The sequence below is a fragment of the Polaromonas sp. LjRoot131 genome (assembly GCF_964252805.1).
Classification (GTDB): Bacteria; Pseudomonadota; Gammaproteobacteria; order Burkholderiales; family Burkholderiaceae_C; genus Polaromonas.
Window position 1 is genome coordinate 235,380 of record NZ_CAXUPF020000004.1, and the last position, 26,374, is coordinate 261,753.

At 65.7% G+C, this 26,374-nt stretch carries 23 protein-coding genes; 10 read left to right on the plus strand and 13 right to left on the minus strand.

Annotated features, from left to right (window positions below; genetic code table 11):
* Positions 1-61: 61 nt before the first annotated feature.
* On the minus strand, positions 62-616 hold the full coding sequence (locus tag ACSQ27_RS18685; RefSeq protein ID WP_436156983.1) for a bactofilin family protein: 555 nt from the start codon (positions 614-616) through the stop codon (positions 62-64).
* A 145-nt stretch (positions 617-761) separates the two neighbouring features.
* Here ACSQ27_RS18685 and ACSQ27_RS18690 point away from each other — a divergent pair, with 145 nt between their 5' ends.
* The 3 genes from ACSQ27_RS18690 (at position 762) to fusA (ending at position 4,312) form a co-directional block, all read left to right on the plus strand.
* The gene (locus tag ACSQ27_RS18690) at positions 762-1,340 is read left to right on the plus strand and encodes a methylated-DNA--[protein]-cysteine S-methyltransferase (RefSeq protein ID WP_436156984.1); all 579 of its coding nucleotides are present in this window, start codon (positions 762-764) and stop codon (positions 1,338-1,340) included.
* A 31-nt stretch (positions 1,341-1,371) separates the two neighbouring features.
* Complete coding sequence (locus ACSQ27_RS18695; protein WP_436156985.1) at positions 1,372-2,076, plus strand: glutathione S-transferase family protein; 705 nt, start codon at positions 1,372-1,374, stop codon at positions 2,074-2,076.
* Between the two features lie 127 nt (positions 2,077-2,203).
* Positions 2,204-4,312, plus strand: a complete 2,109-nt coding sequence (fusA, locus tag ACSQ27_RS18700) for an elongation factor G (RefSeq protein ID WP_436156986.1) — start codon at positions 2,204-2,206, stop codon at positions 4,310-4,312.
* Positions 4,313-4,322: 10 nt separating this feature from the next.
* Here the strand turns inward: fusA and ACSQ27_RS18705 are convergent, their stop codons facing one another.
* A complete protein-coding gene (locus ACSQ27_RS18705) occupies positions 4,323-4,811 on the minus strand; it encodes a carboxymuconolactone decarboxylase family protein (protein WP_436156987.1) in 489 nt (162 codons plus the stop codon).
* A 47-nt stretch (positions 4,812-4,858) separates the two neighbouring features.
* A complete protein-coding gene (gene sigJ, locus ACSQ27_RS18710; protein ID WP_436156988.1) occupies positions 4,859-5,767 on the minus strand; it encodes an RNA polymerase sigma factor SigJ in 909 nt (302 codons plus the stop codon).
* A 740-nt stretch (positions 5,768-6,507) separates the two neighbouring features.
* Between sigJ and ACSQ27_RS18715 the strand changes: the two genes are divergently transcribed.
* Positions 6,508-7,758 (plus strand): benzoate/H(+) symporter BenE family transporter, encoded by a 1,251-nt coding sequence (locus ACSQ27_RS18715; RefSeq protein ID WP_436156989.1) that lies wholly within the window; start codon positions 6,508-6,510, stop codon positions 7,756-7,758.
* Positions 7,755-8,711, plus strand: a complete 957-nt coding sequence (gshB, locus tag ACSQ27_RS18720) for a glutathione synthase (RefSeq protein WP_436156990.1) — start codon at positions 7,755-7,757, stop codon at positions 8,709-8,711. The genes ACSQ27_RS18715 and gshB overlap by 4 nt, the downstream gene beginning before the upstream one ends.
* Here the strand turns inward: gshB and ACSQ27_RS18725 are convergent.
* Together ACSQ27_RS18725 and ACSQ27_RS18730 are read right to left on the minus strand one after the other, a co-directional pair.
* A complete protein-coding gene (locus ACSQ27_RS18725; protein WP_436156991.1) occupies positions 8,677-9,993 on the minus strand; it encodes a PepSY-associated TM helix domain-containing protein in 1,317 nt (438 codons plus the stop codon). The two genes, gshB and ACSQ27_RS18725, sit on opposite strands and share 35 nt — an antisense overlap.
* 15 nt (positions 9,994-10,008) lie before the next feature.
* Positions 10,009-12,243 (minus strand): TonB-dependent receptor, encoded by a 2,235-nt coding sequence (locus tag ACSQ27_RS18730; RefSeq protein WP_436156992.1) that lies wholly within the window; start codon positions 12,241-12,243, stop codon positions 10,009-10,011.
* A 203-nt stretch (positions 12,244-12,446) separates the two neighbouring features.
* Here ACSQ27_RS18730 and ACSQ27_RS18735 point away from each other — a divergent pair, with 203 nt between their 5' ends.
* Entirely contained in the window at positions 12,447-12,602 is a 156-nt protein-coding gene (locus ACSQ27_RS18735) for a hypothetical protein (protein ID WP_436156993.1), read from the plus strand.
* A gap of 2 nt (positions 12,603-12,604) precedes the next feature.
* Here ACSQ27_RS18735 and ACSQ27_RS18740 read toward each other — a convergent pair whose 3' ends face one another.
* Genes ACSQ27_RS18740 through ACSQ27_RS18750 form a run of 3 tightly spaced genes read right to left on the minus strand, consistent with a single transcriptional unit; the run spans position 12,605 to position 15,087 of the window.
* The gene (locus ACSQ27_RS18740) at positions 12,605-13,399 is read right to left on the minus strand and encodes a class II glutamine amidotransferase (RefSeq protein ID WP_436156994.1); all 795 of its coding nucleotides are present in this window, start codon (positions 13,397-13,399) and stop codon (positions 12,605-12,607) included.
* 2 nt (positions 13,400-13,401) lie between these two features.
* Positions 13,402-14,880 (minus strand): MFS transporter, encoded by a 1,479-nt coding sequence (locus ACSQ27_RS18745; RefSeq protein WP_436156995.1) that lies wholly within the window; start codon positions 14,878-14,880, stop codon positions 13,402-13,404.
* Positions 14,881-14,895: 15 nt separating this feature from the next.
* Positions 14,896-15,087, minus strand: a complete 192-nt coding sequence (locus tag ACSQ27_RS18750) for a 4-oxalocrotonate tautomerase (protein WP_436156996.1) — start codon at positions 15,085-15,087, stop codon at positions 14,896-14,898.
* Between the two features lie 220 nt (positions 15,088-15,307).
* Here ACSQ27_RS18750 and ACSQ27_RS18755 point away from each other — a divergent pair, with 220 nt between their 5' ends.
* Both ACSQ27_RS18755 and ACSQ27_RS18760 read left to right on the plus strand, forming a co-directional pair.
* Entirely contained in the window at positions 15,308-16,669 is a 1,362-nt protein-coding gene (locus tag ACSQ27_RS18755; RefSeq protein WP_436156997.1) for a zinc-binding metallopeptidase family protein, read from the plus strand.
* A 50-nt stretch (positions 16,670-16,719) separates the two neighbouring features.
* The gene (locus ACSQ27_RS18760) at positions 16,720-17,055 is read left to right on the plus strand and encodes a hypothetical protein (protein WP_436156998.1); all 336 of its coding nucleotides are present in this window, start codon (positions 16,720-16,722) and stop codon (positions 17,053-17,055) included.
* A gap of 18 nt (positions 17,056-17,073) precedes the next feature.
* Here ACSQ27_RS18760 and ACSQ27_RS18765 read toward each other — a convergent pair whose 3' ends face one another.
* From ACSQ27_RS18765 to ACSQ27_RS18775, 3 genes are all read right to left on the minus strand, one after another.
* On the minus strand, positions 17,074-17,352 hold the full coding sequence (locus ACSQ27_RS18765; protein WP_436156999.1) for a hypothetical protein: 279 nt from the start codon (positions 17,350-17,352) through the stop codon (positions 17,074-17,076).
* Positions 17,353-17,383: 31 nt separating this feature from the next.
* On the minus strand, positions 17,384-17,821 hold the full coding sequence (locus ACSQ27_RS18770) for an OsmC family protein (protein WP_436157000.1): 438 nt from the start codon (positions 17,819-17,821) through the stop codon (positions 17,384-17,386).
* 112 nt (positions 17,822-17,933) lie between these two features.
* Positions 17,934-20,546 (minus strand): DUF1631 family protein, encoded by a 2,613-nt coding sequence (locus tag ACSQ27_RS18775; RefSeq protein ID WP_436157001.1) that lies wholly within the window; start codon positions 20,544-20,546, stop codon positions 17,934-17,936.
* A 324-nt stretch (positions 20,547-20,870) separates the two neighbouring features.
* Here ACSQ27_RS18775 and ACSQ27_RS18780 point away from each other — a divergent pair, with 324 nt between their 5' ends.
* Complete coding sequence (locus ACSQ27_RS18780) at positions 20,871-21,413, plus strand: hypothetical protein (protein ID WP_436157002.1); 543 nt, start codon at positions 20,871-20,873, stop codon at positions 21,411-21,413.
* Here ACSQ27_RS18780 and ACSQ27_RS18785 read toward each other — a convergent pair.
* Positions 21,410-23,650, minus strand: coding sequence for a malate synthase G (locus tag ACSQ27_RS18785; RefSeq protein ID WP_436157003.1), 2,241 nt, complete (start codon positions 23,648-23,650; stop codon positions 21,410-21,412). The genes ACSQ27_RS18780 and ACSQ27_RS18785 overlap by 4 nt on opposite strands.
* Positions 23,651-23,698: 48 nt before the next feature.
* Entirely contained in the window at positions 23,699-24,406 is a 708-nt protein-coding gene (locus tag ACSQ27_RS18790) for a haloacid dehalogenase type II (protein ID WP_436157004.1), read from the minus strand.
* A 143-nt stretch (positions 24,407-24,549) separates the two neighbouring features.
* Between ACSQ27_RS18790 and atzF the strand changes: the two genes are divergently transcribed.
* Positions 24,550-26,358: an allophanate hydrolase gene (atzF, locus tag ACSQ27_RS18795; protein ID WP_436157005.1), complete on the plus strand. Its 1,809-nt coding sequence runs from the start codon at positions 24,550-24,552 to the stop codon at positions 26,356-26,358.
* The last annotated feature ends 16 nt before the right edge of the window (positions 26,359-26,374 follow it).

The window sequence follows — 26,374 nt, forward strand, 5'->3', positions numbered from 1 at the left end:
GAAAGTGATGTGGCTTTTCGATGCGCGGTTGAACCGGGCTTGTCTTTGGTTTAAATGTCTCCTACACCGCCTGCAATCCTGGCTTCACCACGCTCGCGGGTTTTGCGGTGGCCAGCGCGCCGAACAGGATCTCACCCGAAAGCTGGCCGCCTTCTTCAATCACCAGCTTGCCGTAGCGGATGATGCCGGTGACTTTACCGGTCGAATAAATCACCAGCTTCTGGCGCACCGTGAGGTTGCCGTTGAATTCGCCGCGGATTTCCGCCACGTCGATTTCCGCCGAGCCCTTGAAGGCGCCCTGCTCGGCGATCTGGATCACGCGCGAATCCATGGTGGCTTCCACCAGGCCTTCGACGACGAGCGTGTCGCAGTCGGTGATCTCCACACCCTTGAGCTTGATGTTGGGACCCACCGTCAGCTTGCTGCCGCCTTCCTTGGCGGTGCTGGTGGACGGCGCGGCCTCGTTCACCGGTTTGGCGGCATTGTTCTGCTGGCTGGACAGCGGGGCCGAATGCAGCGTACTGGCCGAGCCGCTGTTGCCGTAGCCGTTTCCGGGGCTGTTTCGCAGGCCCGTCGGTGTCTCGTTTTCTCGCTTGCCAAAGAACGGTGTTGCCATGTGAGTTCCTTCAAAAAAGAAGGCATGGTACGTCCGCGAAAAATTAAAAGCTTGGACAGCATGCAAGAGAGGTAACGAAATTAATTCTTACATCCCCCTGCCGCGGCCCCGCGAGCGGACCACCGCGTGTAGCATGGAGCGCTGCATGAGCACCGACAGCGAACTTCACCACTTCACGCTTTTTGCCACCGCCATCGGGCAGTGCGCACTGGTGTGGAACAGCCATGGCATTGCCGCCGTGCGCCTGCCTGAGCAGACCGAAGGCCGCATGCTGTCGCGCCTGCACCGGCGGTTCCCGATGCTGGAAGCCGGCGCACCGCCGCCCGCCGAGCAGCAAGCCATAGACGGCATGGTGGCCTTGCTCGAAGGCGAGGCCCGCGACCTGCGCTTTTGCGCGCTGGACCTGCGCCGCGAGACGCCCTTTCACCTGCGCGTGTACACGGCCGCGCAGGACATCCTGCCGGGCAAGACCAAGACCTACGGAGAGATCGCGGCACTCCTGGGAGAACCTGGTGCAGCGCGCGCCGTGGGCCAGGCGCTGGGGCACAACCCCTTTCCCATCATCGTGCCCTGCCACCGCGTGCTGGCCTCGGGCGCGCAGTCGGGCGGCTTCTCGGCGCCGGGAGGTGTCTCGACCAAGCTGCGCATGCTGCTGATCGAGGGCGCCGAAATCGGCGGCGCGCCCGGCCTGTTCGATCGAGAACCGCCGCCCTCCACACATTGAATTTTTTGGCTTCACACGGAACACCCATACCATGCCCCCTGCCTCCTTCTCCGCATCACCGTCCATCCGCCTCTATTCCGCCCGCCTCAGCATGTTCGGCGCCAAGGTGCAGATCGCGGCCATTGAAAAAGGCATAGACCTCGACCTTGTCATGGTGCCCTTCACGCAAGCCGAGGGCTATTCACCCAAAAATCCGGAAGTGGTGCGCATCAATCCCAAAAAGCAGGTGCCGGTGCTGGTGCATGGTGAGCTGGAGATTTTCGATTCGACGCAAATCCTGGAATACCTCGAAGACCTGCGGCCCGAACCGGCCCTGTGGCTCACCGGCATCGCCAACCGTGCGCGGGTTCGCCAGCTGGAGCACCGTTCCGACGAGGTCTACTTTCCCCACGTCATCAAGCTGATGGGCCTGCAGGACAGGCTGGATGATGCGCAGGCCGTCGCAGCGCTGCAGGGCGCGCGGGATTTTTACCGCTACCTCGAGCCACTGCTGGGTACGCAGGACTACATGCTCGGGGATTTTTCGAATGCCGACATCGCCCTCTACATGGCCATGCTGTTTGGCGAGCGCATGAGCGCCCCTCTCACCGCCGAGACGCCGGGGCTGCTGGCCTGGCGCGACAGGATGAGCGCGCGCGCCTCGGTACGGCAGGTCGTACTGCCCATGGCCGAATACCTGTTGTCCGACGGGCGGCCGCTGCCTGCCTTCATGGCGAAAATGCTGCACGAGAGCTGAGGGCAAGGCCTTCCGTCAATGTGGCTGCTGCTAAACAGCCAAGCAAAAAACGGCACTTTGGCGCAAACTGACGGCCCGGCCACGCCACAACTCCAACACGCGCGGTCCGGCATATAAGGAGTTCGCCATGCCCCGCCATACCCCCATAGAGCGCTACCGCAACATCGGCATCAGCGCGCACATCGACGCCGGCAAGACCACCACGACCGAGCGCATCCTGTTTTACACGGGTGTGAACTACAAGATCGGTGAGGTCCATGAAGGCACGGCCACCATGGACTGGATGGAGCAGGAGCAGGAGCGCGGCATCACCATCACCTCGGCGGCAACCACGGCCTTCTGGAAAGGCATGGCGGGCAACTACCCCGAGCACCGCATCAACATCATCGACACGCCGGGCCACGTGGATTTCACCATCGAGGTCGAGCGCTCCATGCGCGTGCTCGACGGCGCGGTGATGGTCTACGACGCCGTGGGCGGCGTGCAGCCGCAGTCGGAAACCGTCTGGCGCCAGGCCAACAAGTACAAGGTGCCGCGCCTGGCCTTCGTCAACAAGATGGACCGCGTGGGCGCTGACTTCTTTCGCGTGCAACGCCAGATCAGCGAGCGCCTCAAAGGCGTGGCCGTGCCGGTGCAGATTCCGGTGGGCGCCGAGGACCACTTCCAGGGCGTGGTGGACCTCGTCAAGATGAAAGCCATCATCTGGGACGATACCAGCCAGGGCGTGCATTTCGAGTACGGCGACATCCCCGCGGAGCTGCTGGACACCGCCACCGAATGGCGCACCAAAATGATTGAGGCGGCCGCCGAAGCCAATGACGAGTTGCTCAACAAGTACCTGGCCGGTGAAGCCCTGAGCGAAGACGAAATCAAACAGGGCCTGCGCCAGCGCACCATTGCCAATGAGATCGTTCCCATGCTCTGCGGCAGCGCCTTCAAGAACAAGGGCGTGCAGGCCATGCTGGACGCGGTGATCGACTACATGCCCTCTCCGGCGGACGTGCCGGCCATCCTGGGCCACACCGAAGACGACGAAGGCGAAGCCGAGCGCCACCCGAACGACGATGAGCCCTTCTCGGCACTGGCCTTCAAGATCATGACCGACCCCTATGTCGGGCAGCTGATTTTCTTTCGTGTGTACTCGGGCGTGGTCAAGGCCGGCGACACGGTCTACAACCCGGTCAAGGGCAAGCGCGAGCGGCTGGGCCGCATTTTGCAGATGCACGCCAATCAACGCAACGAGGTCAAGGAAGTGCGCGCCGGTGACATCGCCGCGGCCGTGGGCCTGAAGGACGCGACCACCGGCGACACGCTGTGCGACCCGGCCCACGTCATCATCCTCGAGAAGATGATCTTCCCCGAGCCGGTGATCTCGCAGGCGGTGGAGCCCAAGACCCAGGCCGACCAGGAAAAAATGGGCCTCGCGCTGAACCGCCTGGCACAGGAAGACCCCTCGTTCCGCGTGCACACCGACGAGGAATCCGGCCAGACCATCATCTCCGGCATGGGCGAGTTGCACCTGGAAATCCTGGTGGACCGCATGAAGCGCGAGTTCAGCGTCGAGGCCAATGTCGGCAAGCCGCAGGTGGCCTACCGCGAAACCATACGGCAGGCGGTCAACGACGTCGAAGGCAAGTTCATCAAGCAGTCGGGCGGGCGCGGGCAGTACGGCCACGCCGTGCTCAACCTGGAGCCGCAGCCTTCGGGCAAGGGTTATGAATTCGTCGACGCCATCAAGGGCGGCGTGATTCCGCGCGAATACATTCCGGCCGTCAACAAGGGCATCCAGGAAACGCTGAAGGCCGGCGTGCTGGCCGGCTACCCGGTGGTGGACGTGAAGGCCACGCTGGTGTTCGGCTCCTACCATGACGTGGACTCCAACGAAAACGCTTTCCGCATGGCCGGCTCGCTGGCCTTCAAGGAAGCCATGCGCCGCGCCAAACCGGTGCTGCTGGAGCCCGTGATGGCCGTCGAAGTCGAAACGCCCGAGGACTTCATGGGCAACGTGATGGGCGACCTTTCGTCACGCCGCGGCATGGTGCAGGGCATGGAGGACATCGCGGGAGGCGGCGGCAAGCTGGTGCGCGCCGAAGTGCCGCTGTCGGAGATGTTCGGCTACTCCACCACCTTGCGCTCGCTCACGCAGGGCCGCGCGACCTACACCATGGAATTCAAGCGCTACGCCGAAACCACGGCCGACGTGGCCGCGGCCATCATGCGCGGCAAGAGCGCTTAGGCGGACCCCTTCAGGCCGCCGGCACTTTCAGGGGCACGGCCCGCACCGGCACGCGCAGGCCCACGCCTATGCGGTTCCAGGCATTCATCAGCGCCGCCGCCATGGTCAGCTCGGCGATTTCGCGTTCATTGAAATACGCGGCCAGGGCGTCGAAGTCCTCGTCGGGCGCTTGCGTCTGCGGGAGCAAGGTCAGGCTTTCGGCCCAGTTCAGCGCCGCGCGCTCGCGTTCGGTGAACAAGGTGACTTCGCGCCAGGTGCTCAGGCTGTTGAGTCGCTGCAGGTCCTCGCCGCCGGCCAGCAGGTCGCGCGCATGCGAGTCCACGCAATAGGCGCAGCCGTTGATCTGCGAGATGCGCTGGCGCACCAGGTCTATCAGCCGCATGCCGAGGCTGGAGTCCTCCAGCGTGGCGTTGACGGCGCCCAGGGCGCCCACGGCTTCGGGGATCACCTTGCGGTGCTGCAGGCGGCCGTTGGCCGAGGGCATGGAAATCGTGCTCATGGGGGAAAACTCCTTGAAGTTCAATGAGCTCCCGACAACCGGGAGCTTCACCCCTTAAGACGGCCGGCCTCTTCCAGTTGTGACAGCACGCGCACCAGCTTGGCCGGATTGCGCTGGGTGTGGATCTCGGCCAGCAGGCCGTTCTCAAAATACAGCGACTGCACCGACTCCAGCCGGCCGTGCACAAAACGCAGCAGGCCCGGCACGCCGTTGATGTCGGCGATCTCCAGGCGCTGTGCCGGCCCATGGTTGAGCGCGGTGGCGAAATAGAGCTGGGCCAGGCGCTGGGCGCCGCGCAACACCTGGCCGAAAGACGGCACCACGCCGCCACCGTCGCTGACCAGGCTGGCCTCTTCGCTGATCAGGCTTTTGAGGGTGGCCAGATTGCCTTCCCGCGCCGCGGCGGCAAAACGCGCCAGCAGGCGCAAATGCTCTTCGCGGCTGACGCTGAAACGCGTTTTGCCTTCCCGCACCTGCGCCTTGGCACGGCTGACCAGCTGGCGGCAGGCGGCCTGGCTTTTGCCCAGCGTGCGGGCCATGTCCGCGTAGTCGGCGTCAAAGACCTCGCGCAGCAGGAAGGCCGCGCGCTCGTCCGGCGTCAGGCGCTCCAGCACCGCCAGAAAGGCCAGCGAAATGTCGCCGGCGAACTCCAGCATCTGCTCGGGCGAGTCCTGGGTGTCGGTCAGCATCGGCTCGGCCAGCCAGAAGCCGGTGTAGTGCTCTCGCGCGGTCTTGGCAGCGCGCAGCCGGTCTATGGACAGCCGCGTGACCGTGGTCACCAGCCAGGCCTCGGCGCTGCGCAAGTCGTCAGGACGCGCACTGTTCCAGCGCAGCCAGGCGTCCTGCACCACGTCCTGGGCATCGGCATGCGAACCCAGCATGCGGTAGGCGATGCCCAGCAGGCGTGGACGGTGGGCGTCAAAGTTTTCGGCCGAAGGGGAGGGAGGGTTGTCCATATACCGGCTAGACGGATGGGGCTGATTGATTGTGACAAGGGGTGCTGAATAATCCAACTTTTGTCTTGCTCCGGTGGGGGTGCTTCCTCTGTGCTCTCTTCTGAGTTCTGCTGGCCGGGGATTGCCCGGCAGCAAGTAACTTTCTTTTGCTTCGCCAAAAGAAAGTCACCAAAGAAAAGGCGACCCGCAGTCTGGGTCCCTACGCTTCGCTACGGGCAACCTGCGGTGCTCGAGCCAAGCGGGGTCCGGCTAAACTCGCTTCGCTCAGACAACGCCGGCCCTGATCCGCTTGTCTCTGCGCTCCTCGGCCCAGCCAGGACGGGGCAATCGGGAGCGGGGACAAAAGACAAAGAACAAACCAAGACAAACAAGGACTCGCCAAGGCGAGTCCTTGTTTCTTCAGGTATTCGGTATTTGGATTTGGTATCCCTTCCCCAACCCTTGTGGATGCGCCGAGGAGCGCAGGTTCAGGCGGATCAGGGATCGCGTTGTTTGAGCCGAAGGCGAGTTTAGCGAGACCCCGCCTGGACCGAGCACCGCAGGTTGCCCGTAGCGAAGCGAAGGGACGCAGCAACCAGGGTCGCCTTTTCTTTTGCTTACTTTTCTTTTGGCGAAGCAAAAGAAAAGTGAGTAGCTGCCGGGCTACCCCCGGCCAGCAGCCCTCAGCAGAGAACACGGAGAAGAGGGAGCGCGCAAGCCGGCGCAAGACCCGGCACCCAAACCCCTGCCAAAATCCCCAAATGCAATTTTTCAAAGACCTCAACCTCGCCGCCTTCACCGCCGGCTTTGTGGCCGTGCTGGTCGGCTTCACCAGCTCGGTGGCCATCGTGTTCCAGGCCGCGCTGGCCTTCAACGCCACACCGGCCGAAATCGCGTCGTGGATGTGGGCCCTCGGAATCGGCATGGGGGTGTGCTCGGTGATCCCCTCGCTGTGGCTCAAAAAGCCGGTGATGGTGGCCTGGTCCACGCCGGGCGCGGCGGTCCTGGCCACGGCCGGGCTGGCCGGCGGGTTTTCCATGGGGGAGGCGGTGGCCGCTTTCATGGTCAGTGCAGCGCTGATCACGCTGTTCGGCATCACCGGCTGGTTTGAAAAAGCCATGAACCGCATTCCCGTGGCGATTGCCTCGGCCCTGCTGGCCGGCGTGCTGGCGCGCTTCGGCATCCAGGCTTTCGCGGCTGCACAAACGGCCTTGCCGCTGGTGCTGCTGATGCTGGCGATCTATCTGCTGGGCAAGCGCCTCTTGCCGCGCTATGCCGTGGTGCTGACGCTGGCGGGGGCGATTGTTTTTACGGCCGCACGCGGGCAACTGGCCTGGTCTGAAGTGGCTTTTTCTTTCGCGATGCCGGTGTTCACCATGCCGAAGTTCAGCTTCGCGGCCATTGTCAGCATGACGATTCCGCTGTTTGTGGTGACCATGGCCTCGCAAAACCTGCCGGGTGTGGCGACCATTTACGCGGCAGGCTATGGTCCGGACAGCGCCGATGGCGGCATCCCCATCTCCAAAATCATCACGCTGAGCGGCCTGGCCACGCTGGTGCTGGCGCCCTTCGGCGCCTTCGCGCTCAACCTGGGTGCCATCACGGCCGCCATCTGCATGGGCAGGGAGGCGCATGAAGACCCGGCAAAGCGTTACACGGCGGCGGTATCCTGCGGCGCGATTTACATCGTGATCGGCATTTTCGGCGCGGCCATCACCGGCCTGTTGACGGCCTTTCCCAAGGAACTGGTGGTCGCCATTGCGGGACTGGCGCTGCTGGGCAGCATAGGCAGCGGGCTGGCGGCGGCGGTGAAGGACGAATCGCACCGCGAGGCGGCGCTTATCACGTTTCTCGTCACCTTGTCCGGCGTGGTAATAGCCGGTGTGGGCTCGGCCTTTTGGGGTGTGGTGGCGGGCGCGCTGGCGCTGTTTGTACAACAATACGGCCAGCAGCGCCGTGAATCCCCATCCGAAGCGGCCCCCGCAGACACCCGAACCCCTTCCAAACCATGAACCTTCTTTTTGTCGCCGATCCGCTTGAGTCCTTCAAGATTTACAAGGACACCACCTTCGCGATGATGCGCGAGGCGCAAAAGCGCGGCCACCGCGTCAGCGCCTGCCTGCCGGCGGACATGAGCTGGCAGACCGGCGCGAAAGTCACGGCCCAGGTGCGCCACATCAGGCTGACGGGTGATGCGGACACCTGGTTCACGGCGGACGCGACCCGGCCCGACACGCGCGAAGCCATCGCGAGCTTTGACGCGGTGGTCATGCGCAAGGACCCGCCCTTTGACAGCGAGTACTTCTACAGCACGCATTTGCTGGAACAGGCCGAGCGGGAAGGCGCCAAAGTCTTCAACAAGCCGCGCGCGCTGCGCGACCACCCGGAAAAACTCGCCATCCTCGAGTTCGCGCAGTTCAGCGGCCCGACGCTGGTCACGCGCAGCGCGGCCGACATCAAGCGTTTTCACGCCGAGCATAAGGACATCATCCTCAAGCCCCTGGACGGCATGGGCGGCATGGGCATCTTCCGCGTCAAGGAAGACGGCCTGAACCTGGGCAGCATCACCGAGACGCTGAACCGTGACGGCGCGCAAAGCGTGATGGTGCAGAAGTTTTTGCCCGAGATCGCCAAGGGCGACAAACGCGTGCTCGTTATCGGCGGCAAGCCCGTGCCTTTCAGCCTGGCGCGCATTCCCCAAGGCAGCGAGGTGCGCGGCAACCTGGCGGCCGGCGGCCTGGGCGTGGCGCAGCCGCTGTCCAAACGCGATTTTGAAATCGCCGAGGCGCTGGGCCCGGTGCTGGCCGCGCGCGGCCTGCTGCTGGCCGGCGTCGACGTGATCGGCGACTACGTGACCGAGATCAACGTCACCAGCCCGACCTGCTTCCAGGAAATCCACGACCAGGCCGGTTTTGACGTCGCGGCGATGTTCATGGATGCGCTGGAGGCTGCGCTGAAAGGCTGAGAGGACTCGCGCCTTCGTCAGCGCGGCCGGCCTGCGCCTCGCGGCGTACCGCCAGCACGCGAGAGCGCCGCTTGCGCCACCAGATCACGATGCCGGTCACCGACAGCATCACCACCACCATCCCCATCAGCGACATCATGATGCGGCCCGGCAGACCCAGGATGCGCCCGCCGTGCAGCGGCAATTGCAGCTGCGCGAACACGTCGGCCGCGGTGCCGTGCCAGGGCTGGTTGCTGCTGATCAGGCGGCCGTCTTCCGCGCTCAGGTAAAGGTTGGACAGGTCCATGCCGTCGCTGTCGTCATGCGTGGCGTGGTCGAAGAACGAGACGTTGTAAAAGCCTCCGCGCTGGTTGTAAAAGACGCCGCCCGGCGATGTGGTCCAGCCGCGGCGTGTGGCTTCGGCCCGGGCGATGCCGACGATTTCGACGAAGCCGATCTTCGGCTCGATGCGCGCACCCAACGGCGCCAGCGGTACCAGGGTGGAGGGGCCGGGCGTGGTCTTGGACACCATGGACAGCAGCGGGAAAAATATCTCGCGGTTCAGGTTGATCGAGAACGAGGTGAAGGCCACCACGATGATCAGGCCCCATACCCACAGCCCGCCGGCGCGGTGCAGGTCGAAGTTGAGCTTGTAGCCGCCGGCCTTCCAGCGCAGCAGCCAGGAGGGTTTCCAGCGCGACCACCAGTTGGCCGGGTCGCGATGCGGCACGGTTTCGGCACCCGCGCGCTTGCGCAGGCGGCGCGGCATCGTGAGGTAGAAGCCGACAAAGCTGTCGAGCAGCCAGACCAGCGCGATGCCGCCCATGATCCAGTGGCCGATGCGGTCACTGCCCCACATCGCCGGCACATGCAGCGTGTAGTGCAGCTTGCGTAAAAAAGGCATCAAGGTTTCGGGCTTGAACGACACCGCGTTGGAATCGCGCTTGCCGCGCACCTCGGCCGTGACCGGGTCGACAAACACCTGGTTGTAGCCGAGTTGGTAGGGCTTGCCGGTGGCCGGGTCCTTGCGCGGCTGCACGAAGTAGCCCGCGGCATGGCCTTCCTCGAAACCGAGCGGCAGGTAGGCCACCCGCGCGCGCGGGTCGTGGGCTTCGACAGCGGCGGTCAGTTCGAAGGGGTCGCGGAAAGGGCCGCGCGCCTCGGTATCGTAGAGCTTGCTGTTCAGCCAGCCATCGATCTCGTGGTCCCACGAGATGACGGCGCCGGTCAGGCCCGAGACGATGAGGAACAGCGCGGTGGACAGCCCCATCCAGCGATGGAGGACAGTCCAGAGGGTTCGCATGGCGGCAGGCCTTTTTTAGAAGTCGATGCTGCCGCTCACGACGAAGGTGCGCGGTGCGCCCATGACCAGGTAGTTGTCAGTGGGCGAGGCGCCGCCGGCCGAGGCCCAGTACGACTTGTTGAGCAGGTTGTCGACGCGCGCGCGCAAGGTCAGGGCGCGGCCCTTGCCGATGTCCATCAGGTAGCGCGCGCCCACGTCCAGGCGGGTCCAGGCGGGCAGTTCCTGGGTGTTGGCCGCATTGGCGTACTGCTTGCCGGTGTGGATCACGCGTGCATTGAGCGCCAGGCCGCGCACGCCGGTCACATCCCATTCGGCGCCGAGGTTGAGCTGCTGGCGCGGCACGCCGATGGCATCCTTGCCGTCGGTGGCGCCGGTGAGTGTCTTGCTTTGTTTGGCATCGAGCAGCGTCGCGCCGCCGAGCAGGCGCAGGCCGCGCATGGGTTCACCGTAGATGGAGAACTCCAGGCCCCGGTTGCGTTGCTCGCCGAAGGCGCCGTAGGTGGTGCCCACCACACCGTCGAGCGGGCGGTTGGTTTCAAACAGGGCCACGCTGCCGCCGAAGGTGCCGGCGTCGTATTTGGCGCCGATTTCGGTCTGCTTGGAGTGGAAGGGCTTGAACACCGTGTTGGCATTCGTCACCGGGGTCACCACACCGGCGATGCTGACGGTGGCCGGGGCGACCTTGCCGGGCACCAGGCCTTCAATGTAGTTTCCGTAGAGCGACAAGTTGCTGTTGACCTTGAAGACGATGCCGGCGACCGGCGTGGTGCGGCTGCTTTCGATGGGCGCGGCGGCGACGCCGGTGTTGTAGGCGAAGGTCTGCTGCTTGATGGTCTGGTTGCGGGCCCCCAGCGTGAGCAGCACGGTGTCTTTCGCGAACGAGAGCGTGTCGGCGATGGCCAGGCTGGACGTCTCGGTCTTGGCCTGCAGCGCGGGGCTGGCCAGGTTGTTGCCGACAAAACCGGGCGCGGCACTGTTGGCCACCGGGAAGGCCGACGCGACCGGCGTGTAGAGGTTGCTGGCCACACTGGCCGCGGAGAACGCGAAGGCGTTGTAGCGGTCGTTTTTATACGTCGCGGCGGAGGCGACCACCGTGTGGCTTATGCCGCCCGTGCTGAACTTCCCTCGCAGGCCGGCTTCCAGCGTCGTGATCTTGTCTTCGCGCGTGTTGCTGAAGCGGGTGGCGGTCGTGGCGCCCGCGGCGTTGGTGAGGGTCGGGTTGGCCAGGTCGTTGCCCTCCCAGCTGTTGCGCACGCCGCCGGCGACCCAGCCGGTGATGGCGCTGTTGAAGTCGGCTTCGGCGCGCACGGTGGCGAAGGTGTCGCGCTCTTTGGCAGAGGTCCAGGGCTGGGCGAAATTGCTTTTGGCATCCGGCGCGGCGGGAATCGGCAGCAAGGCCGACGGCGTCATGTTCGGGCGGCCGGCGGTCAGCGTGTAGTCCTGGTGGCCGATGTCGGCCGAGATGCGCACATTGCTGCTGCGCCAGTCCAGGCCGACGCCTACGGCCGTGAGATTCATTTTCTCGTTGTCGACACCGGTGCCGCCGTCGCGCTTCACCGCGTTCAGGCGGATGCCGGTGGCCTGGTCGGGGCCGAAGCGGCGCGCGATGTCGGTCGAAACGGATGCCTGGCCGCCGCTCTGGTAGCTCAGGCCGGCCCGCGTCAGCGGCTCGTTGGGGGCGCGCTTGGGCAGCAGGTTGATGCTGCCGCCTATGCCGCTGCCGCCGGGCGCCGCGCCGTTGAGGAAGCTGTTGGCGCCGCGGAAGACTTCCACGCGCTCGAGGAATTCGGCCGCAATGTACTGGCGCGGCAGCATGCCGTAGAGGCCGTTGTAGGCCACGTCATCGGAGTACACGGGAAAGCCGCGCACCATGTAGAGCTCCTGGAAGTTGCCGAAGCCGCGCGCCGTGCGCACCGACGGGTCGTTCAGCAGCACGTCGGCGACGCTTTTGGCCTGCTGGTCCTGAATCAGTTCGTTGGTATAGCTGGTGCTGGAAAACGGCGTTTCCATGATGTCCTGGTTGCCCAGGATGCCGACACGCCCGCCGCGGGCCACCTGGCCGCCGGCAAACGGCTGGGTCAGGCCCTCGGCCGAAGCGTCGGCGCTGGCATTGACGGTCACCGTGGACAACGTCGCCGTGGGCGTACCGGCCTCCGGCGCGGGGGCGGTTTGCGCATGGACTAGCGGCAGCCAGAGGGCCAGGGCGGCAGCGCTTGCGATGGGTGTCAGGAGAAAACGCGATGAGGACATGTTTGGATCGAGGTGTTTTAAATGAGAATGATTATTATTACCTTGATTCCGACATTCCCCCTGCCCACCGCCTCCTTGCGTCATTTCTTCGACGAATTTCGTTGCGGTACCGCCACGATATGTATGCATATCATTCGCCGCACACGCCTGTTGGCGGGGCTCAGCCCGGCACAAGCCCGCAAAGCCACGCTACGCGAAATGAGGTGGCCAGCCGAACGCCGTGCCACCCCTGGAAGGGCAGCGACTTTGACAGCATCTATGGGGTGACCTTGCGGCGCGGCGAGGGCAAGGCCGTCGCCAGCTTGCGCCATGAACAGCAGCAGCTCAACGGGCAGGCCGCGGCCTGCCCCAAATCGTAAAGCTAGGCTGCCGCCAGCGCGCCGTCCTCAAACACCTTGAGTTCGCCCGGCGCGAACGCGGTCCAGGTTTCGTTGGTGGTCAGCGGCGCCGTGACCACCACAGCCACCTTGTCGGTGGGCCGCGTGTGTTCGGCGAAGTTCACGCTCACGTCCTCATCGCTCAGCGTGGCATGCGCGAAGGGATGTTTGCGCTCTACGTAATAGAGATTCGTGGAGGCATGCGCCCATAGCGCCTGGCCGTTGCTCAGCAGAAAATTGAAAGTGCCGTGGCCGGCGATTTGCGCCGCGAGTTCGCGCAGCGTGATGCTGAGTTCCTTCACGCTGGGCACGCCCGCATGCGACTTGGCCATCTCCTGCATGATCCAGCAAAAAGCGCGCTCGCTGTCGGTGGTGCCCACGGGCCGGAAGCTGCCGTGCAGGCGGGGCGCAAAGTCCTTGAGGTCGCCGTTGTGCGCGAACACCCAGTAGCGGCCCCAGAGCTCGCGCACAAAGGGGTGGCAGTTCTCCAGCGCCACGCGGCCCTGCGTCGCCTTGCGGATGTGCGAGATCACGTTGCGGCTTTTGATGGGGTAGCGGCTGATCAGCTCGGCCACCGGCGAACTGCAGGCCGGCTGGTGGTCGACAAAATGGCGCAGGCCCTTGTCGCTGGCGCCGGCCACGCTGTCGTCGCCCTCAAAAAACGCGATGCCCCAGCCGTCGGCATGGTGGTCGGTGTGGCCGCCGCGCTGCGCAAAGCCGCGAAAGCTGAAGGTCACGTCGGTGGGCGCGTTGCAGTTCATGCCCAGGAGTTGGCACATGGTCAGCCTGCTTTCTGTTCGTCGTTGGGGATGGCGGCCACAGGCACACGAAGCTGCCAGGCCGCCACCATGGCCAGCAGGCAAAGGACGGCCAGCATCAGGAATGCCTCGTTGAAAGCGGCCAGCCGCGCCGGGCTGCTGGTGCTGTTGGCCAGGGAATCGCCATGCGCGGCGAGCCGCCACTCGAGCACGATGCCGCACAGGCTCACGCCTATCGCGCCGCCCAGCATGCGCAGGAAGTTGATGGCGCTGGCACCCTGCGAGAGCAAGTGCTCATGCAGCGGCCGCAGCGATCCGAGGTTCAGCGAAGGCAGGATAAAACCCAGGCCGATGCGGCCCAGCGTGGCCCAGGCCACCAGCATCCACAGGCCCGAGGCCAGGCTCACCGTGAGCATCAGCGCGAACGAGGCGGCCAGCAGCGCCAGCCCGGTGCTGACAAGCAGCCAGGTCGGGTGTTTGTCGGCCAGGCGGCCCACGCCGGCGATGGTCGCGGCCAGCACCAGGCCGGCGGGCAGCAGGATGGTGCCGACATGCGATGCCGAGAGATTCAAACCCAATTGCAGGTAGACCGGCAACAGGTAGGTCGAGCCGAACAAGGCCGTGCCGTAGATAAAGGCCACGATGCTGCCCATGGCAAACGGCCGGTAGCCGAAGAGCGCCAGGTTCATCAGCGGCGCACCGCCCGTGGCGGCCAGGCGGCGCTGCCACCAGACAAAGGCGGCCAGCGCGGCGACCGCGCCGCCCAGCAACACCAACGCCTGCGCGCCGCCGCCGGTGCCGTGCAACTCGACCATGCCGTTGAGCAGGCACAGCGTGCCCACCGCGCCCAGCAGCAGGCCGCGCCAGTCGATCATGGCCGTGTTGCGGTTCGCCGCCACGCCGCCCGGTGCGGTGTCGGGCACGTAGCGGTAGGCCATCCACAGCGACACCAGGCACAGCGGGATCACCATGAAAAAAATCGAACGCCAGCCGAACAGGTCGACCAGCAGGCCGCCTACGCTGGGGCCCACGGCGGGCGCCAGCACCACGCCCATGCCGAAGAGGCCGCTGGCGCGGCCCTGCTCATGCGGCCCGAAGGCCCGCATGATGATGATGGCGGGAATCGGCTGCACCACGCCGGCCGCCAGCCCCTCGGCCACGCGTGCGCCCAGCACCAGGCTGAAATGGTTGGACAGGCCGCCGACGATGCCGCCGGCCATCAGCAGCAGCATGGTGCCCGCATAGGTGCGGCGGTAGCCGTAGCGCGCCAGCAGCCAGGGCGTGGTCAGCATGGAGACCGTCATGGCCACCATAAAGCCCGAACTCACCCATTGCGCGCGCTCCTGCCCCAGCGTGAAGTGGTGGCTCATGTCGGGAATCGCCACGTTGACGATGGTCGACGACATGATGGAGGCCATCGTGCCTATCATGACCGACAGCAGCAGCAGCCAGCGGTAGCGCGGGCCGTGCCGCGCCTGCAGGCCGGCGAGGGAAGCGGGCATGCGGCAGGCCCGGGCTCAGTCCCTGGGCTCGGACCAGAGCTTGCCGCCGGTGGCCCAGTTCTCGCGCTTGACGTCGGTGATCAGGATGTCCACCGAGTCGGGCTGGCCGCCCAGGATTTCAACGCTGACGCGGGTGATGGCCTCGACGAGCTTCTTCTTCTGCTCGATGGTCCGGCCTTCCATCATTTCGACGTGGTAAGTGGGCATGGTTTCCTCTGGATGAAACGCCTGCGGCGGGATTGCCGCGGGGCGTGTGAATACCCGATGATAAAAGCAAGCGTAAAAGCCGGCGGCGGCCGCCGGCTTGTCGGCCTGCGCTGACAGGCTCACGGGGATTGCCGCCGCAGGCGCGGGCAGCAAACCATGGGACACTGGCCTTCCTCTGGGCGTCCCGCACCCATCCCTGCGGGCTTCATCCGGGCCACACTTGTTTCTCACCACCTCCGCTCCCTCCACCGAGCCCCCTCTTCCCCTGCTGGCGGGGCGCAACTACCGCTGCCAGTGCGGGCAGCCGGTCTTCTTTCGCAACAGCAAATGCCTGGCCTGCAACACGCCGCTGGGCTACGACTGCGAGCGCGGCCTGCTGCTGCCGCTGATGCCGGGACCGCGCGAAGGCACCTGGCGCGAGTGGCAGGCGGACGCCGCGCCGGCCGCGCCGCCGCCCGACGACACACAGCCACCCCGGCTCGAGGCGATCCCCGGCCAGGAATCCGCGCCAGAAGCCGAAGCCACCGCCGCGGCACCGACAGCTGAAACCGATGCACCTCACCCCGGCGAAGAAAGCGCGGACGATGGTGAGCCGACCTACAAACGCTGCCTCAACCTCTCCACCCCCGCCTCCTGCAACTGGCTGGTGGCCGAGCACGACCCCGCCGATATGTGCCGCGCCTGCCGGCTGAACCGCACGATTCCCGACCTGACCAACCCCGAGCAGCCCGACAACGGCTACCTGTGGGGGCGCATAGAGCTGGCCAAGCGGCGGCTGGTGTCCTCGCTGATCCTGCTGGGGCTGCCGGTGGCGTCGCGCATGAGCGAGGACCCGGAGCGCGGCCTGATGTTCGATTTCCTGCGTTCGCCGGTCAACGGCCCGCACATCATGACCGGGCACAACACCGGCCTGATCACGCTCAACATCGACGAAGCCGACGACGCCAAGCGCGAGGCCGTGCGCAAAGCCATGCGCGAGCCCTACCGCACCCTGCTCGGGCATTTCCGCCATGAAGTGGGCCACTATTACTGGGACCGCCTGGTGGCCGGCACGCCCTGGCTGGAGGGCTTTCACCAGCTTTTCGGCGACGAAACCCTGGACTACAAGGCCAGCCTGCAGCGCAACTACGACGAAGGCCCGCCCGCCGACTGGCCGCTGCATTTCGTGAGCGCCTATGCCAGCACCCACCCGTGGGAAGACTGGGCCGAATGCTGGGCGCACTACCTGCACATGCGCGACGCGATCGACACCGCGCTGAGCTTCGGCCTGAGCGTGGATCGCTTCGACCTGGAATTCACCCCCTTCACGCTGGACGCGCTCTACCAGCCCGAACACCCCGACGCCGAGCAGTTCCTGGGCTTCATCAACCACTGGACCCGTTTGACCACCATGCTCAACGAGATGTCGCGCAGCATGGGCCAGCCCGACTTCTATCCGTTCGTCCTGCCGGCCGAAGCGGTCGGCAAGCTGCACTTCATCCACCTGCTGGTGAGTTCGGGCAGCTGGCGCGAGCAGGAAGCCCCCTCGCAGGCGGTACAGGCGCAGTCGCAGGGACAGGCGCAAGCGCAGCCGCCTTCCTGATCGCGGTAAACGTCAAATAGGCCGGCCGCGTGCGCTACAGTGGCAGCGCCATGCCGCGCCGCCCCAAAAGCCACCACTACAGCGTCTATGTGATCGAGCTTGGGCCCGAGGTCTGGGACGTGGCGCGCTTTCGCCGCGCCAACCCGGACTACCAGCTGGGCAAACCCTTTGTCTATGTCGGCATGACCGGGCTGGACCCGGACGTACGCTTTGACAAGCACAAGGCCGGCATCCAGTCCAACCGCTTCGCGCGCGATTTCGGTGTGCGCCTGCTGCCCCGGCTTTACGAGATGTACAACCCCATGCCCTATGACGCCGCGCGCGACATGGAGGTCGAGCTGGGCATAGGCCTGCGCGAGGCGGGCTACGGGGTCTGGCAGGCCTGAGCGCCGGGCGGCACAGCCTTATTCCAGCGCGCTGACCGTCACGCCATGCTGGCCGGAGAACGCCTGCAGGATGCCGGCGATCTCGCCGTCGGGCAGCGTGGTGACCAGTTCAACGATCTTGTTGCCGCCGCCCTTGTGGCTGTCGCTCACCGTCACGGTGGCCGCCGGGTCGCCTGCCGAGAACAGTTTTTGCAGCGAGGGCCCCAGCGAGGCCATCATGCCGTCGCGCTCGTCCTTGCCGGCGGCTGTCCCCTCCGTGTACTGCACTTCAAACGAAAAATTGGTTTTGGCGCTCATGGGTGTGTAGTCCGGTGTGTAGGCGTGGGGCTTACGCGCGCAGCGTGGCCGCGAGGGTAATCTCCGGCACGCCGGCCAGCGCCTTCGACAGCGGGCAGGCTTTCTTCGCGCCCTCGGCAAGCTCCTGGAATTTCGCCTCGTCGATACCGGGGATAGCGGCCTCCAGCGTCAGCGCGATGCGGTCGATCAGGAAACCGTCTCCCTGCGGCACCAGCCGGACCTTGGCACGCGTGTCGACCGAAGTGGTGGAAAAACCGGCCTTGTCGCAGGCAAAGGAAAACGCCATGGTGAAACAGGCCGCATGGGCCGCGCCCAGCAATTCTTCCGGGTTGGTGCCGCTGCGGTCGTCTTCAAAACGGCTGCCGAAGCCGTAGGGATAGCTCTTGAGCGCACCGGTGTCGGTGCTGATGCGGCCCTGGCCTTTTTTGCCGGCGCCTTCCCAGTGAACGGAAGCGGTTTTTTCAATCATGGCAGCCCCTTGAAGATGAAAGCGAATCCATCAATGTGCACGCCGGCCGTGCGCTGAGGCGTCAGACAGCGCCGCGTGCGGCACGCGGGACGCTTCCTACAGAACCGGGGGTTTACGCGGTTTCGGGCTCGGTCTGGCTGGCCGGCGACGTCTGGGACGCGACATCCGAAGCGACCGCGTCCAGCGCCTGCGCCACCACGCCCTGGCTGTCGACCGGCCTGAGCAGGCGCTCCCGGATCAGGCGTTCGCAGCTGCGCTTGGTCATGGAGTGCGGCTGGCCGCCATGGCTCACGAACATGAACAGCGTGCCCTTGGTGCTGGCCCAGATCAGCTGGGCGCGCAGCCAGCGGCGGCGCGAATACAGGTCGACCCAATGGCCGGCCCGCAGGCCCGCCAACAGGCGCTCGGCATCGCTCTGGGCCAGGGCCGGCGCGGCATTGGCGGAAGCCTCCTGCTCGGCGAGGAGTTCGGCGTGGGAAGAGTCGACCTCTTCCGCGATGGGCTGGGCGGCCTGCACCGCCGCGGCAGCGGGTTGTTCGTATTCTTCTTCCAGCGGCATGAGCTCGCCGGGCGCCGTCGGCAGCGTGTCTTCAAAGCCCGCCGCATCGAGTTCGTCGCGCGCCAGCCAGGGATGGGCGGCGGCCTTGGCGCGGCGCTGCTCGGGCGTGGCCGGGAGTTCTTCGGGCTCCAGCGGCATGGACCCGGAGTCCAGCGGCGCCATGCCCGACTCTTCGGCATCGCGCTGGCTTTTCAGGCGGCGCAGCTTGAGAACCGGCCTGTGCAGCTTCATCAGGCCTTCAAAAAACGGCTCGCTCTCGCGCGGGTCCTGCCCCAGCAGGTCCAGCCCTTCGTGCAGCTTGGCCAGCAGGCTGGGAATCATCTCGATCAGCTTGGCGGGGCGCTTGAGGGTAACCTCGCGTTTGACGCTCCAGAGCAGGTCGGGCACCACCGAGCCGAAGCCCATGGGGTCGATCTGGTTGCGCGTGTCGGCGAGCTTGGCATGCGCCATCGCCAGCGCCCAGGGGCCGAACAGGAAATCGAGCACCAGGCCCGGCACCTTGTCCAGGTCCGAGCGCGTGCTCAGCTCAAAGGCGATCTGGTCGGCCTGGGTCTGCCGCTCTTCGGCAAAACGCAGGGCCTGCAGCACGTTGTTGCGGTTTTCCGCCTCGAGCTGGTCCTGCTCGTCCCAGCCGTATTCCAGCGAGGCCAGCGCCATGCCGAAAGGCTGGGCATCCTCGATCGCCAGGCCGTTCAGTTCGTTGAAGGCGCGCGTGACCGGCTCGAAGAAGGCCAGGAACTCAGGGCTGAATTCGTCGTTGTACTTGAAGCTGCGCTGGGCCACCCGCTCCATGACGCGGCGGCCGGCATGGCCTTCATCGCTGAAGAATCGCGGGTCCACCATGGCCAGGCGCAGCAGCGAAGGCTCCAGCGCCACGATGGCCTCGCGCACCGGCACCAGCAGGCGCGGGTCCTGCGCCACCTGGTTGACCAGCTTGCGCACCACCTCCAGGCCCAGCACCTGGCCGACCTGGCGCGCTTCTTTCTTGAGCTGGGTACGCACGATGGCGCGTTCCCGCGGCTTGGCGTACGAGCCCCAGACCTGCGGGCTGAGCTGGCTGCGCTCGTCGACCAGGCGCTGCGGGCGGTCCACGGCCGGCATGCCTTCATAGTCAGACAGGTAACCGGGGCGTGACTCGGCCAGCGGCGCGGAACCGGAGTCGGGCGCGGCATGGAGGGCGGCCAGTTCCTCCTCGACGGTTTCGTAATAAGAGGGCGCCAGGCCGTGGTGGGCATTGCTGCCGCCATGGAACAGGAAGTCCTGGAACAGCTCGTCGCGTATTTCGTAATTGGACAGGTCGGCGTACTGCGGGGCCGGCTTGCCGCCGGGCTCGCCAAAGCCGCCCTCCCCACCACCCGCGCCGCCGCCACCACCACCGCTTCCCTCGCCCCCGGCACCGCCGCCGGATCCGGAAGCCGCCGCGCTCGAACCGTTTCCGCCCTGCCCACGCCCACGGCCCACGCTGGCCGGCGTCTGCAGCACGCGGTAGGTCGCACCCTGCACGTTGGCGAGCTCAAGCTGGTTGACCAGCCGCTCATAGAGCCGCTTGAGTTCCCGCCCCAGCGGATCGGCCATGTATTTGAGCCATAGCGAGACCACAGCCGGCTCGGCCTTGCTCGCCACCGCCATCTCGCGCAGCGTTTGCGCGAAGACTTCCGGGCGCAACGGGTTGAGTTCGGGCCGCACGTTGGGCAGGCCCTGCACCGTGCTGATCAGCTTGTTGAGTTCGGCCAGGATGTGGTCCACGGCCGGCAGCACCAGCTGGAGCAACCGCGAGGATTCAATCGCCTTCGACACGTCCTGGTCGTCGACCAGCGAGAAGCTGGCATGCGTCAGGCTCGCGAAAGCGCTGGAGGAGGCGACGGCCGCGGCGGCCTGCTGTTCTTCAGACGATTCGGGGGTCCGGGCCGCCTGCGCCGCGGCGGCCGCATTGGCCTTGAAATGGACCATCAGGTCGGCCGGGTATTGCTGGGCCCAGACGGGCTTGTGTTTCAGCAGCTCGCGCCAGGCGGTGCCCAGTTCGTCGCGTTCGGCGACTTTCATGCTCTGCGTCTCGGCCACCTGCAGGCCCGCCACCGCATCTTCCATGCACTTTTCCAAAGCCGACCGCGCCGCTGTGGCTGCCGACTGGAGACAGGATTGAAGAACGTCAGGTTGCGAAGCCATCTGGAGCCAGGATTTACGGAAATGAAAGGTGAGAGCGCTCAGCCAGCCAGCTTGCAACCATACGTGCCGGGGGCCAGAGAGATGTCTAGGGTAAAGGCCAACAGTGTCTCCATCAGGATGCTTGCAAAGTGTTTCACTTGGTTTCGCCTGTACACATATGATTCCTGCGGCGCTCTTCCCTCAACGCAGCGCAAGCTGCCGCTTAAATCCCCCGAAAGCACGTTTGGAGGAGGTTCTTTTGTAAGATCGGCGCTTCTTTGTAAAGGTCGGTTTGGCGCAACACTTTGGGCGCCCAGGCGGCCATCCACTTCCGCGGAGCCTGTTTTGGCGTCATCTGGGCCTGTTTCTTCCGCTTTTTCTTCCGGTTTCGCTTCCGTTTTTCGGCCCCAATGGCTGCTGGCCGGCGCGCTCTTCTGGCTCAGCTCCAGCGCCTGGTCGCATACCGTCCTGGAAAACACCGCCCTGCTGGGCATGAGCCATGAACAGGTCGCGGCAACCCTCGTGGATGCCCAGCCCGTCAGGTCGCCGCGGCGCCTGCCATCGGGTGCGCTGGGTTCGCTGCGCGTGCCCGATGCGCTGTGTGAAGGCGCGCGTTTCGAGCAGACGCTGTTTTTTGCGCAGCAGAAGCTCGCGCAGATGGACCTGGTGCTGCTCAGCCCTGGCGCTGAAGACGCCGTGAGCCGAATTCAGGCGGCCTTGCTGCAATCACTGCGCGCCAGGCTTGGCCCCGAACTCGCGGCGGGTGACAGCGCCTCCTGGGTCAGCGCGGACGCCGACGTGATGCTGTTTCGCTCGGGCAGGCCGGACCATCCCAGCCTGCGCCTCGTGATCAAGCAACGGCAGCTGGTGGATGCCGGCGAGCTTTAAGCTGCTCCGGCTTTGACCTTCAAACGCCATGCGTGCAATAGAGGCTCGGTATAGCCGCTGGGCTGTTCCAGCCCCTTGAAGACCAGGTCACAAGCCGCCTTGTAGGCCGCCGAGGTTTCAAAGTTGCCGGCCATGGGTTTGTACAGCGGATCGCCGGCGTTCTGTTTGTCGACCACGGCGGCCATGCGCTCGAAGGTTTCCTTGACCTGCGCCTTGCTCACCACGCCATGCAGCAGCCAGTTGGCCATGTGCTGGCTCGAAATGCGCAGTGTGGCGCGGTCTTCCATCAAGCCCACGTTGTGGATGTCGGGCACCTTGGAGCAGCCCACGCCCTGGTCAATCCAGCGCACCACGTAGCCCAGGATGCCCTGGGCGTTGTTGTCGAGTTCCTGTTGTTTGGCCTCCAGGCTCCAGGCCGGCGTGCGCGTCACGGGGATTTGCAGCAGGCCATTGAGCAGCGCGTTGCGCTCCTTGCTGGCGCTGGTCTTTTCGAGCTCTTTCTGCACCTTGCTGACCTTGACCTGGTGGTAGTGCAGCGCATGCAGCGTGGCGCCGGTGGGGCTGGGCACCCAGGCGGTGTTGGCGCCGGCCTTGGGGTGGGCAATCTTCTGCTCCATCATGGCCTTCATGAGGTCGGGCATGGCCCACATGCCCTTGCCGATCTGCGCCTTGCCGCGCAGGCCGCAAGACAGGCCCACCAGCACGTTGTTCTTTTCATAGGCCGCGATCCAGGCGCTGGCCTTCATGTCGCCCTTGCGGATCATGGGGCCGGCATGCATGGCGGTGTGCATCTCATCGCCGGTGCGGTCCAGGAAGCCGGTGTTGATGAAAGCCACGCGGCTGGAAGCGGCGGCGATGCAGGCCTTGAGGTTGACGCTGGTGCGGCGCTCTTCGTCCATGATGCCGAGCTTGACGGTGCTGTCCGGCAGGCCCAGCATTTTTTCGACGCGGCTGAAGAGCTCGGCGGCAAACGCCACCTCGGCCGGGCCGTGCATCTTGGGCTTGACGATGTAGACCGAGCCCTTGCGCGAGTTCTTGATGCCGGGTTTGCCCTTGCGCTTGAGGTCATGGATGGCGATCGTGGTCGTGACCACGGCGTCCAGGATGCCTTCGGGAATTTCGCGCGTGGCGCCGTCGGCCGCCGTGTACAGCACCGCCGGGTTGGTCATCAGGTGGCCGACGTTGCGCACGAACATCAGCGAGCGGCCGTGCAGCGTGACGGGCAGGCCCTTGGGCGAGCTGTACTCGCGGTCCGGGTTCAGGCCGCGGGTGAAGGTCTTGCCGTCCTTGCTCACGCTTTCGGTCAATGTGCCCTGCAGGATGCCCAGCCAGTTGCGGTAGGCCAGCACCTTGTCCTGGGCGTCGACGACGGCCACCGAGTCCTCCAGGTCCAGGATGGTCGACAGCGCCGCTTCGACGACCAGGTCGCTGACACCGGCGGCATCGGTTTTGCCGATGGGCGTGTCGTGATCGATGCGGATGTCCAGGTGCAGGCCGTTGTGCTGGAGCAGCACCGACGAGGGCGCGGCGGCCTTGCCCTGGTAGCCGATGAACTGGGCGGCGTCTTCCAGCGTGGTGGTCACGGCGCCCTTCCTGCCGCCCTTGAGCGTGACCACCAGCTTGCCGGCCTTGACGGTGTAGCCGGTCGAGTCGATGTGCGAGCCCTTTTTGAGCGGCGCGGTGCGGTCCAGCACGTAGCGCGCGTATTCAATCACCTTGGCGCCGCGCACCGGGTTGTAGCCCTTGCCTTTTTCGGCGCCATCGGTTTCGGCGATCACGTCGGTGCCGTAAAGCGCGTCGTAGAGGCTGCCCCAGCGCGCGTTGGCGGCGTTCAGCGCGTAGCGCGCGTTCAGGATGGGCACCACGAGCTGCGGGCCGGCCTGCAACGCCAGTTCGTCGTCCACCCTGGCCGTGGTGATGCCGACCTTTTTAGGCTGCGGCACCAGGTAGCCGATGCTTTCGAGGAAACCGCGGTAGGCCGCCATGTCGGCGATGGGGCCGGGGTTGGCCTTGTGCCAGGTGTCCAGTTCGGTTTGCAGGCGGTCGCGTTCGGCCAGCAGGGCGATGTTTTTCGGCGCCAGGTCGGCCACGATGGCGTCAAAACCTTTCCAGAACGCGCTGCTCGCCACCCCGGTGCCGGGCAGCACCTGGTCTTCGATGAAGCGGTAAAGCTCGGTCGCGACCTGGAGGCGGTAGCTGGCGGTGCGCGCGGTATTGGAGGCGGTGCTGGTGCTCATGTGTTGTCCCTTTTTTTCGTCAAACCAAAAATAAAAAATGAAAGCGGATTATGCGAATGGCAGAGCGAGCACGTCGCGCAGGCTGCTGCCGGTGTACACGGGCTGCGTGCCCAGTTCTTCAAACGGCAGCTGGTAGCGGTTGACCCACAGCGTCTGGTAGCCGTACCAGGTGGCCGCCAGCGCGTCCCAGCCGTTGCAGCTCACAAAGGCAATCTGCCTGGCCTCCAGCCCGGTCGCCTGCAGCCCCAGGGCATAGGCCTCGGGCGCGGTCTTGTATTTGCGGATGGTGTCCACGCTGATCACGTGGTCCAGCAGGCCCTCGAGCCCGGCCGAGCGGACGGCCACACCCAGCATGGCCGGGTCGCCGTTGGACAAAATGCCGGTGGCCACGCCGCGCGCCTTCAGCGCCTGCAGCACCTCCCGGTTTTCCGGAAAGGCCGACAGGTGGCGGTACTGGTTCATGAGCTGGTCTTCCTGCCCCGGGGCCAGGTCCAGCCCCAGCCGCTTGCAGGCATAACGCAGGCCGGCGCGCGTGAGGTCCCAGAAAGGCTGGTAGTACGCGCCGCCGTTGCTGGTGGTCACCAGGCGGGTGTATTCAATCTGTTTGTCGCGCCACAGTAGGCCCAGTGCCTGGCCCTTTCCCGGGAACAGCTGCTCGGCCAGCAGGCCCACGCTGTAGACGTCGAACAGCGTGCCGTAGGCGTCGAACAGCACGGCGCGCAAGGGAGCCGGGGTGGTAGCGCGCGTTTTTTCCATGGCCTCTACTGTATTTGATACAGGTTGGCCGATTAATTGACATGAAATAGTTTTATTAATGACCTGAATACATCTAATGAAAGCGGTGCACTTGAAAGATGAGCATCCGTCTCCGTACGAAGGCGAGCCGGAACAGAGAGCAAATGCTTGGCACAGCTCTTGCATCTCGTCTTGTACACAAGTATGGATGCTTTCAAGTGGTGCACACCTCCTCAACATTGAATCCCTCCGCAGAGCCCGCCGCGCCCGGGCCGGCGGCGGCGCCCGCGGGCGCGGACACCGCACTCGCACCGCAGGCCTGGATCACCCAAACACCCTCTTTCCCGCCCGGTAGCACCGGCGCACTCGCCGGCCTGTCTTTCGCGGCCAAAGACAACATTGACGTCGCGGGCGTGCACACCACCGCCGCCTGCCCCGCCTTTGCCTACACCCCCATGGCGCACGCCACCGTGGTGCAAAAGCTGCTTGATGCAGGTGCGCAGCTGCTGGGCAAAACCAACCTCGACCAGTTCGCCTGCGGCCTCAACGGCACGCGCTCTCCCTACGGCGCCGTCCCCAACGCGATCAACCCGGCCTATATATCAGGCGGGTCCAGTTCCGGCTCGGCCTATGTGGTGGCGACCGGGCAGGCGGACTTCGCGCTGGGCACCGACACGGCGGGCTCCGGGCGCGTGCCGGCGGGCCTGAACAACATCGTGGGCCTCAAACCCTCCAAAGGCCTGATCAGCGCGCGTGGCGTGGTGCCGGCCGCGCAGAGCGTGGACTGCGTGTCCATCTTCGCGCGCACCGTGGCCACGGCCGCGCGGGTGCTTGAAGCGGCCATGGGCTACGACGCGCTGGACCCGTACTCGCGGGTGCTGGCGATGGCCGACACAGCCTTGCCGGCGAGCTTTCGTTTCGGGGTGCCGTCGACGCTGAGCTTTTACGGCGACGCGCTGGCCGAGCAGGCTTTCGGCGAAGCCATCACGCGCATGCAGGCCCTGGGCGGCGTGCCGGTGCCCGTCAACTTCGCGCCGCTGGCCGAGGCGGCCGCGCTGCTCTATGAAAGCGCGCTGGTGGCCGAACGCTACACCGCCGTGCGCGATTTTTTCGACGCGCACGAAGACGCGGTGATAGAGCCGGTGCGCAGCATCATCGGCGCGGGCAAACACTACAGCGCCGCCGACCTGTACGCGGCCCAGACGAAGCTGCGCGCATTGGGCCAGCAGGCGGCCGCCATGTGGCAGGACATCGAAGTGCTGCTGCTGCCGACCGCGCCCACGCACTACACGCTGGAGGCCATGCAGCGCGACCCCGTCACGCTGAACCGCCACCTGGGCACCTATACCAACTTCGTCAACCTGCTGGACTACGCGGCGCTCTCCGTGCCCAGCAGCCTGCGCCCCGACGGCCTGCCTTTCGGCGTCACGCTGGTGAGCCTGGCGGGCAGCGACTGGCAACTGGCCGAGCTCGGCCAGCGCTACCACCACGCCACGGGCTTGCCGCAGGGCGCATTGAACGAAGCATTGCCCGCGCCCGTGGCCTTGCCGGGAATTCAAGCGCCGGCCACCGTGAGACTGGCCGTGGTGGGCGCCCACCTGTCGGGCATGCCGCTGAACAGCCAGCTGAGCTCGCGCGGCGCCACGCTGGTCGGCCCGGCGCGCACCGCGCCCGATTACCGCTTTTACGCCCTGCCCGGCACCGTACCGCCCAAGCCGGGACTGCTGCGCGTGGCGCCCGGCGAAGGCGCCGGCATCGCGCTGGAAATCTGGGAAATGCCGGTGCAGCACTACGGCTCCTTCGTGGCGCTGATTCCCGCGCCGCTGGGCATAGGCACGCTGGCGCTGGAAGGCGGCGGCAGTGTCCAGGGGTTTATCTGCGAGGCGCATGCCCTGCAAGGCGCCGAAGACATCACGCACCTGGGCGGCTGGCGCGCTTACCTCGCATCACTGAAAACAAGCGCATCCGTCTGAACTTTCCACTCACTTT

Coding starts and splice junctions, on each gene's coding strand:
- ACSQ27_RS18760 (WP_436156998.1), top strand. CDS start 16,720: ATGCCGCGCCGCCCCAAAAGCCACCACTACAGCGTCTATGTGATCGAG.
- ACSQ27_RS18750 (WP_436156996.1), bottom strand. CDS start 15,087: ATGCCCACTTACCACGTCGAAATGATGGAAGGCCGGACCATCGAGCAG.
- ACSQ27_RS18725 (WP_436156991.1), bottom strand. CDS start 9,993: ATGCGAACCCTCTGGACTGTCCTCCATCGCTGGATGGGGCTGTCCACC.
- ACSQ27_RS18790 (WP_436157004.1), bottom strand. CDS start 24,406: ATGGAAAAAACGCGCGCTACCACCCCGGCTCCCTTGCGCGCCGTGCTG.
- ACSQ27_RS18685 (WP_436156983.1), bottom strand. CDS start 616: ATGGCAACACCGTTCTTTGGCAAGCGAGAAAACGAGACACCGACGGGC.
- ACSQ27_RS18770 (WP_436157000.1), bottom strand. CDS start 17,821: ATGATTGAAAAAACCGCTTCCGTTCACTGGGAAGGCGCCGGCAAAAAA.
- gshB (WP_436156990.1), top strand. CDS start 7,755: ATGAACCTTCTTTTTGTCGCCGATCCGCTTGAGTCCTTCAAGATTTAC.
- ACSQ27_RS18740 (WP_436156994.1), bottom strand. CDS start 13,399: ATGTGCCAACTCCTGGGCATGAACTGCAACGCGCCCACCGACGTGACC.
- ACSQ27_RS18785 (WP_436157003.1), bottom strand. CDS start 23,650: ATGAGCACCAGCACCGCCTCCAATACCGCGCGCACCGCCAGCTACCGC.
- ACSQ27_RS18730 (WP_436156992.1), bottom strand. CDS start 12,243: ATGTCCTCATCGCGTTTTCTCCTGACACCCATCGCAAGCGCTGCCGCC.
- ACSQ27_RS18695 (WP_436156985.1), top strand. CDS start 1,372: ATGCCCCCTGCCTCCTTCTCCGCATCACCGTCCATCCGCCTCTATTCC.
- atzF (WP_436157005.1), top strand. CDS start 24,550: ATGCTTGGCACAGCTCTTGCATCTCGTCTTGTACACAAGTATGGATGC.
- ACSQ27_RS18765 (WP_436156999.1), bottom strand. CDS start 17,352: ATGAGCGCCAAAACCAATTTTTCGTTTGAAGTGCAGTACACGGAGGGG.
- ACSQ27_RS18715 (WP_436156989.1), top strand. CDS start 6,508: ATGCAATTTTTCAAAGACCTCAACCTCGCCGCCTTCACCGCCGGCTTT.
- ACSQ27_RS18775 (WP_436157001.1), bottom strand. CDS start 20,546: ATGGCTTCGCAACCTGACGTTCTTCAATCCTGTCTCCAGTCGGCAGCC.
- ACSQ27_RS18705 (WP_436156987.1), bottom strand. CDS start 4,811: ATGAGCACGATTTCCATGCCCTCGGCCAACGGCCGCCTGCAGCACCGC.
- fusA (WP_436156986.1), top strand. CDS start 2,204: ATGCCCCGCCATACCCCCATAGAGCGCTACCGCAACATCGGCATCAGC.
- sigJ (WP_436156988.1), bottom strand. CDS start 5,767: ATGGACAACCCTCCCTCCCCTTCGGCCGAAAACTTTGACGCCCACCGT.
- ACSQ27_RS18690 (WP_436156984.1), top strand. CDS start 762: ATGAGCACCGACAGCGAACTTCACCACTTCACGCTTTTTGCCACCGCC.
- ACSQ27_RS18745 (WP_436156995.1), bottom strand. CDS start 14,880: ATGCCCGCTTCCCTCGCCGGCCTGCAGGCGCGGCACGGCCCGCGCTAC.